This window comes from Pseudactinotalea sp. (assembly GCF_048594945.1).
In the GTDB taxonomy this organism is placed as follows: domain Bacteria; phylum Actinomycetota; class Actinomycetes; order Actinomycetales; family Beutenbergiaceae; genus Pseudactinotalea.
The window spans coordinates 1-5296 of sequence record NZ_JBMDXJ010000222.1 but is presented as its reverse complement, the minus strand read 5'-3'; the positions used below and the strand labels follow the sequence as shown (position 1 = coordinate 5296).

Sequence of the window (5296 nt, the reverse complement as noted above, 5' to 3'; positions counted from 1 at the left end):
GAGCGTGCGCTCCCGGATGGCGGTGGCGAGCGCCCGCACCGGCTCGACGGGCGCGATCGGGTTCTCGAGGAGCGTGAACTCGACGTCGCCGATCGCGGGCAGCCCGAGCCGTGCTCCGACCTGCACGAGATCACCCGGGATGAGGCGGCTCGGCAGCGCAGCGAACCCGAGCCCGGCGCGGACCGCGGCGAGCACGCCGTTGACCTCGAGGACCTTGCAGGTGATCCGCCAGCTGCGCCCGGCCTCTGCGAGTACACGGGTGGCGGTCAGCCGGCTTAGCGAGGGCGCCGAATAGGCGACCAGCGGGATCGGCTCGTCGGGGTGCAGTCGGGTTCCGGGTACCGCCACCCACACCAGCGGGTCGCGGCGCACGAGCGTGCCGGTCGTCGATCCCGGCGCTTCCTTGACGAAGACCAGGTCGAGCTGGTTGGCGTCGAGACGGCGACGCAACATCGAGGTCTGCCCGACCGTCAGCTCGAGCTGGATCGAGGGGTGTAGCTGCCGGAACGCGCGGAGCACCCCGGGGAGCTGGGCCAGTGCGAGATCGTCGGCGGCACCGAACCGAAGTCGACCAGTCATGCTGGGGGAGGCGAAGTAGCTCTCGGCCTCCTCGTGCGCGGCCAGGATCGTGCGGGCGAAGCCGGCCATCGCCTCGCCGTGGTCGGTCAGCTGCACAGAGTGGGTGTCCCGGTTCAGCAGCGGCCGTCCAGTGGCCTGCTCCAGCCGCTTGATCTGCTGGCTGACGCTCGGCTGGCTGACGCCGAGCAGCTGCGCGGCGCGCGTGAAGCTGAGCGTGGAGGTGACCGCCAGGAACGTGCGCAGATGCTGCGGATCGAACACGAGGTCACCTCCCTGAGACGCTCATCACAACTCGTGATGATGACTATAGGCCGGATAAGTTCGCCTTCCTGACAACCCGCAGGTAGCCTCGGAACTCGAAACGTTACGACTCGAGACTCTCAGGAACCAGTGACCGCCGCCGCACCCCGCCCGTACTCCCGCCTCGCCACACTCTCGTCCGCGCCCCGGCGCGGCATCCTCCGCACGTTCCCCGCGTTGCGTGAGTCGAACTACCGCCTCTACGTCACGTCGCAGCTGCTGACGAACCCCGGCGGATGGATGCAGCGGATCGCCCAGGACTGGCTGATTCTGCAGCTGTCGGGGAACGTCGCGCTCGTGGGACTCACGGTGACGCTGCAGCTCGGACCCATGCTGCTGTTCGGGCTGTGGGGCGGAGTGCTGGCCGACCGTTACAACAAGCGCGCCATCCTCATGGTCACGCAGTCGATCTTCGCGGCCTCGGCGCTCGCCCTCGGTGTCCTCGTGGTGACCGGCCTGGTTCAGCCGTGGCACATCCTGCTGAGCGCGTTCATCCTCGGCTTGGCGACGGTGCCGGACAATCCCGCGCGCCAGGCGTTCGTGGTCGAGGTGGCCGGTCCGGAGAACCTGCGCAACGCGATCAGCCTCAACTCGACCGTGTTCCAGCTCGGCGGACTGATCGGCCCGGCGATCGCCGGCATCGCGATCGCTGCCTTCGGTGAGGGCCCCGCATTCCTCGCGAACTCCGCTGCTGGCGTGATCGCTGTGCTGCTGCTCACGAGGATGAATGCGGCGAAGCTGCATCCGGCACCGCGCGTCGCACGTGAGCCGGGTCAGCTGCGCGCCGGCCTGCAGCACGTCGGGCAGCGGCCCGAGATCCTGTGGACCATCGTGCTCATCGGCCTGGTCGCCCTCACTGGGATCAACCTGGCGACGGTGCTGTCGGCCTACGCCGACAACGTCTTCCGGTCCGGCGCCGGCGGGTATGGGCTCCTCAGCGCCGCCGTGGCTGCCGGTGCGGTGATCGGCTCGATCGCCTCGGCCCGGCGCGTTCGCGTGGGTCTGCGGCAGCTCGTCTACCTGGCCATGGCACTCGGTGCGCTGCAGGTCGTGGCCGCGCTCATCAGCGTGCAAGCGCTGTTCGTCGTGGTGCTCGTCGCGGTGGGTGCGGTGTCGCTGTACTACCTGACCGGCGGCAACACGCTGATCCAGACCACCGTCAGCCCGACGATGCGTGGCCGCGTGATGGCTGTGTACATCATGGTCTTCTTCGGTGCGCAGGCGATCTCAGGGACCCTCATCGGATTCGTCGCCGACCATGCGGGCGCGCAGGTCGCGATGATCGTGACCGGGATGGGGCCGCTCCTCGGTGCCGCGATCGTCGGATCGATCCTCGCGCACGCCCGCCGGCTGCGGCCGCGGCTGATCATCCGTGAGCGCCCCGGTCGTGGCTTCGTCTACGTGAGACCGCGCGAGCTGCACCGCGCGGCTTGAGCCGGCGCCGCGCCGTCCGCGTGTCTTTGGACACATGGGCAGATCAATGCTCTCGTGGGTCTAGGTCACAATCGGATCACGTTGTTAATCTTCCGCGGTGACCGTGACCAAACCGCCGACCGGGGAGCGCCCGATTGCCCCGCTCGGCCACTTCATCTTCTTCTCCCGCTGGCTGCAGGCGCCGCTGTACATCGGGCTAGTCATCGCTCAGGTGATCTACGTCTGGCAGTTCCTCAAGGAGCTGTACAACCTGTTCGGCTACGCCTTCCTGCACTTCGACCCGCCGCACGGGATGGAGGAGTCCAGCCACGAGGCCGTGACGATGCTCATGGTGCTCGGGCTCGTGGACATCGTGATGATCAGCAACCTGCTGATCATGGTGATCGTCGGCGGCTACGAGACGTTCGTCTCGCGGATCCGACTGGACAACCACCCCGACCAGCCGGAGTGGCTGAGCCACGTCAACGCCAACGTGCTCAAGACGAAGCTGGCGATGAGCATCATCGGCATCAGCTCGATCCATCTGCTGCGCACCTTCATCCAGTCGGATGAGATGGACAACGACACGATGCTCTGGCAGACACTCATCCATCTGGCGTTCATCGTCTCGGCGCTCGCCCTCGCGTGGATCGACCGGATGTCGCTGACCGCGAATCAGCGGGCCGCGAACGCGCGGATCGCGGGCGAGGTCCCGGTCGAGCACTGATCCCGTCCCGGGTGTCAGACCTCGGTACTAGCGTCCTCCTCATGAGCACCCCCGCCCGCGGCCACGCCCCGTCCGAGCTCCACGATCTCCTCGAGGCGCTGGCGCGCCATCGCGGCTTCCTCACCCAGACCCTTGCGGGGATGACCGATGAGCAGGCGGGGGAGCGGTCGACCGTGAGCGCCCTGTGCCTGGGCGGGCTGATCAAGCACGTCGCCGCGACCGAGCGGACCTGGATCGAGTTCGCCGTGCACGGGGAGCAGCCGTCCGACGACGCGATCGACTGGGGTGCGATCGACTGGTCGAACCCCTCGCCCGAGGCGCTCGCAGCCCTGGGCGAGCGGGAGGCGGAGTTCTCGATGCTGCCCGAAGACACGGTCGAGAGCGTGCTCGCCGGCTACGCCACGGTGGCCGAGGAGACGGAGCGGACTCTGCGTGGTCTCGACCTCGACGCCTCGCACGAGCTACCGAAGGCGCCCTGGTTCGAGCCAGGTGCACGCTGGACCGTGCGACGCACGGTGATCCACGTGATCGCGGAGACCTCGCAGCACGCCGGCCATGCCGACATCATCCGCGAGGCGATCGACGGCGCGAAGACGATGGGCTGAGACGCTAGGGCGCGATTCCGACGTCGGGCACTCAGTCGATCAAGGCATCGAGGCCCACCGTCAGGCCGGGGCGCTCGACCACCCGGCGGACCGCGAGCAGCACGCCCGGCATGAACGAGGATCGGTCGAAGGAGTCGGTGCGGATCGTCAGCAGCTCGCCCGGGTTGCCGAGAAGGATCTCCTCGTGGGCCACCAGCCCGCGAAGGCGGACGGCGTGCACGGGGACGCCGTCGACGTCGGCGCCTCGGGCACCCTCCAGGCCCGACGACGTCGCGTCCGGCGCCTGCTCGACGCCGGCCTTCTTGCGGGCTGCTGCGATCGCCTGCGCGGTGTGCACGGCGGTCCCGGAGGGTGCGTCGACCTTGTCGGGGTGGTGCAGCTCGACCACCTCGACGCTCTCGAACCACCGGGCGGCCTGCGCCGCGAACCGCATCGCCAGCACCGCCGACAGCGCGAAGTTCGGGGCGATCACGGCGCCGAGCCCGGTGTCGACCAGCCGCTCGCGGACCCGCCGTAGCGCGGCCTCGTCCCAGCCGGTTGTGCCGACCACGGCGTGCAGCCCGGCATCGATCAGGGCCGTCACGTTGGCCTCTGCCACGTCCGGCACGGTGAAGTCCACACCGACGTCGGCCACACCGCGCAGCGACGCGATGTCACTGCCGACGTCCAGCCGCGCCACCAGCTCGAGGTCGCTCGCGGCCTCCACCGCGTCGCACACCGTGCGGCCCATGCGCCCGGCGGCGCCGATCACTGCGACCCTCGGTCCAGCCATGTGGTCAGCTCTCGCTCTCGCGGGCGGCGCGCAGCCGCTCCTCCTCGGCCAGCACCTTGGCGTGGGTCTCCCGTTCGGCCACCAGCCACGCCGGCGGGTCGGCTCGTAACGCGTTGATCTGCTCGGTGGTGAGTGCATCCTCGACGCCGCCACGGGCCAAGCCGGAGATCGAGACGCCCAGGCGGCCCGCCACCTCGGGGCGCGGGTGCGGGCCGTGGCGGCGCAGCTCGGCCAGCCACTCGGGCGGGTTCTGCTGCAGCTCGTGCAGTTGCTCGCGTGTGATGCCGCCTGCCCGGAACTCCTCCGGCGTGGCCGGCAGGTAGACGCCGAGCTTCTTGGCGGCTGTCGCCGGCTTCATCGCGTGCGGTGAGGGTTCCGTGGTCATGGTGACCAGCGTAGGACCGCCCGGTTCTCGCTCGCGCCTACCCTGAGCGGATGGAGCAGCCCGAGCCGGAGCAGGCGAGCGTCGACGGCGTCGAACCCGGATTCCGGCTCGGCTTCGTACCCGGCGCGACGCCGGCGAAGTGGGCGCGGGTGTGGCAGGCGCGACACCGTGGCGTGCCGCTGCACCTCGTCCCGGTCCCGGCGGGAGAGGCGGAGGCCGCGGTGATCGCCGGGGATCTCGACGCGGTGATCCTGCGGCCGCCCGTGAACCGCGACGTGCTGCACGCGATACCGCTGTACGTGGAGGAGCCGGTGGTCGTCGTCGCGCGCGATCACGTGCTCGCGGCGCTGGAGGAGTCCGAGAGCGCAGAGCTGGCTGATCTGGGCGACGAGGTGGTGCTGCAGCCCGCCGACGACGTGCTCCTCTGGGAGGGCGGGCCACCCGGTCGGCCGCCGGTCGAGGTCCCTGCGAGCACCGGCGACGCGATCGCGCTGGTCGCGGCCGGCATCGGTGTG

Annotated in this window: 7 protein-coding genes; 4 read left to right on the top strand and 3 right to left on the bottom strand. The window is 69.8% G+C overall.

The features are described from left to right. Window positions 1-840 (bottom strand): LysR substrate-binding domain-containing protein (locus tag ACOJSN_RS09675; protein ID WP_420112286.1); only part of this gene is annotated, 840 nt, incomplete at its 3' end. Between the two features lie 129 nt (window positions 841-969). Here ACOJSN_RS09675 and ACOJSN_RS09670 point away from each other — a divergent pair. The 3 genes from ACOJSN_RS09670 (at window position 970) to ACOJSN_RS09660 (ending at window position 3624) form a co-directional block, all read left to right on the top strand. Continuing rightward, window positions 970-2313 carry an MFS transporter gene (locus ACOJSN_RS09670; RefSeq protein WP_420112285.1) on the top strand — a complete coding sequence of 448 codons (1344 nt, stop codon included), beginning with the start codon at window positions 970-972 and terminating at the stop codon, window positions 2311-2313. A gap of 97 nt (window positions 2314-2410) precedes the next feature. Further along, entirely contained in the window at window positions 2411-3019 is a 609-nt protein-coding gene (locus ACOJSN_RS09665) for a TIGR00645 family protein (protein WP_420112284.1), read from the top strand. A gap of 41 nt (window positions 3020-3060) precedes the next feature. Then, on the top strand, window positions 3061-3624 hold the full coding sequence (locus ACOJSN_RS09660) for a DinB family protein (protein ID WP_420112283.1): 564 nt from the start codon (window positions 3061-3063) through the stop codon (window positions 3622-3624). A gap of 31 nt (window positions 3625-3655) precedes the next feature. On the opposite strand, the gene dapB is transcribed toward ACOJSN_RS09660, so the two are convergent. Together dapB and ACOJSN_RS09650 are read right to left on the bottom strand one after the other, a co-directional pair. Then, on the bottom strand, window positions 3656-4396 hold the full coding sequence (gene dapB / locus ACOJSN_RS09655) for a 4-hydroxy-tetrahydrodipicolinate reductase (RefSeq protein ID WP_420112282.1): 741 nt from the start codon (window positions 4394-4396) through the stop codon (window positions 3656-3658). Window positions 4397-4400: 4 nt separating this feature from the next. After that, on the bottom strand, window positions 4401-4781 hold the full coding sequence (locus tag ACOJSN_RS09650; protein ID WP_420112281.1) for a DUF5997 family protein: 381 nt from the start codon (window positions 4779-4781) through the stop codon (window positions 4401-4403). Window positions 4782-4831: 50 nt separating this feature from the next. On the opposite strand from ACOJSN_RS09650, the gene ACOJSN_RS09645 reads away from it, so the two are divergent. Continuing rightward, the coding region (locus ACOJSN_RS09645) for a LysR family transcriptional regulator substrate-binding protein (RefSeq protein WP_420112280.1) at window positions 4832-5296 on the top strand (465 nt) is incomplete at its 3' end.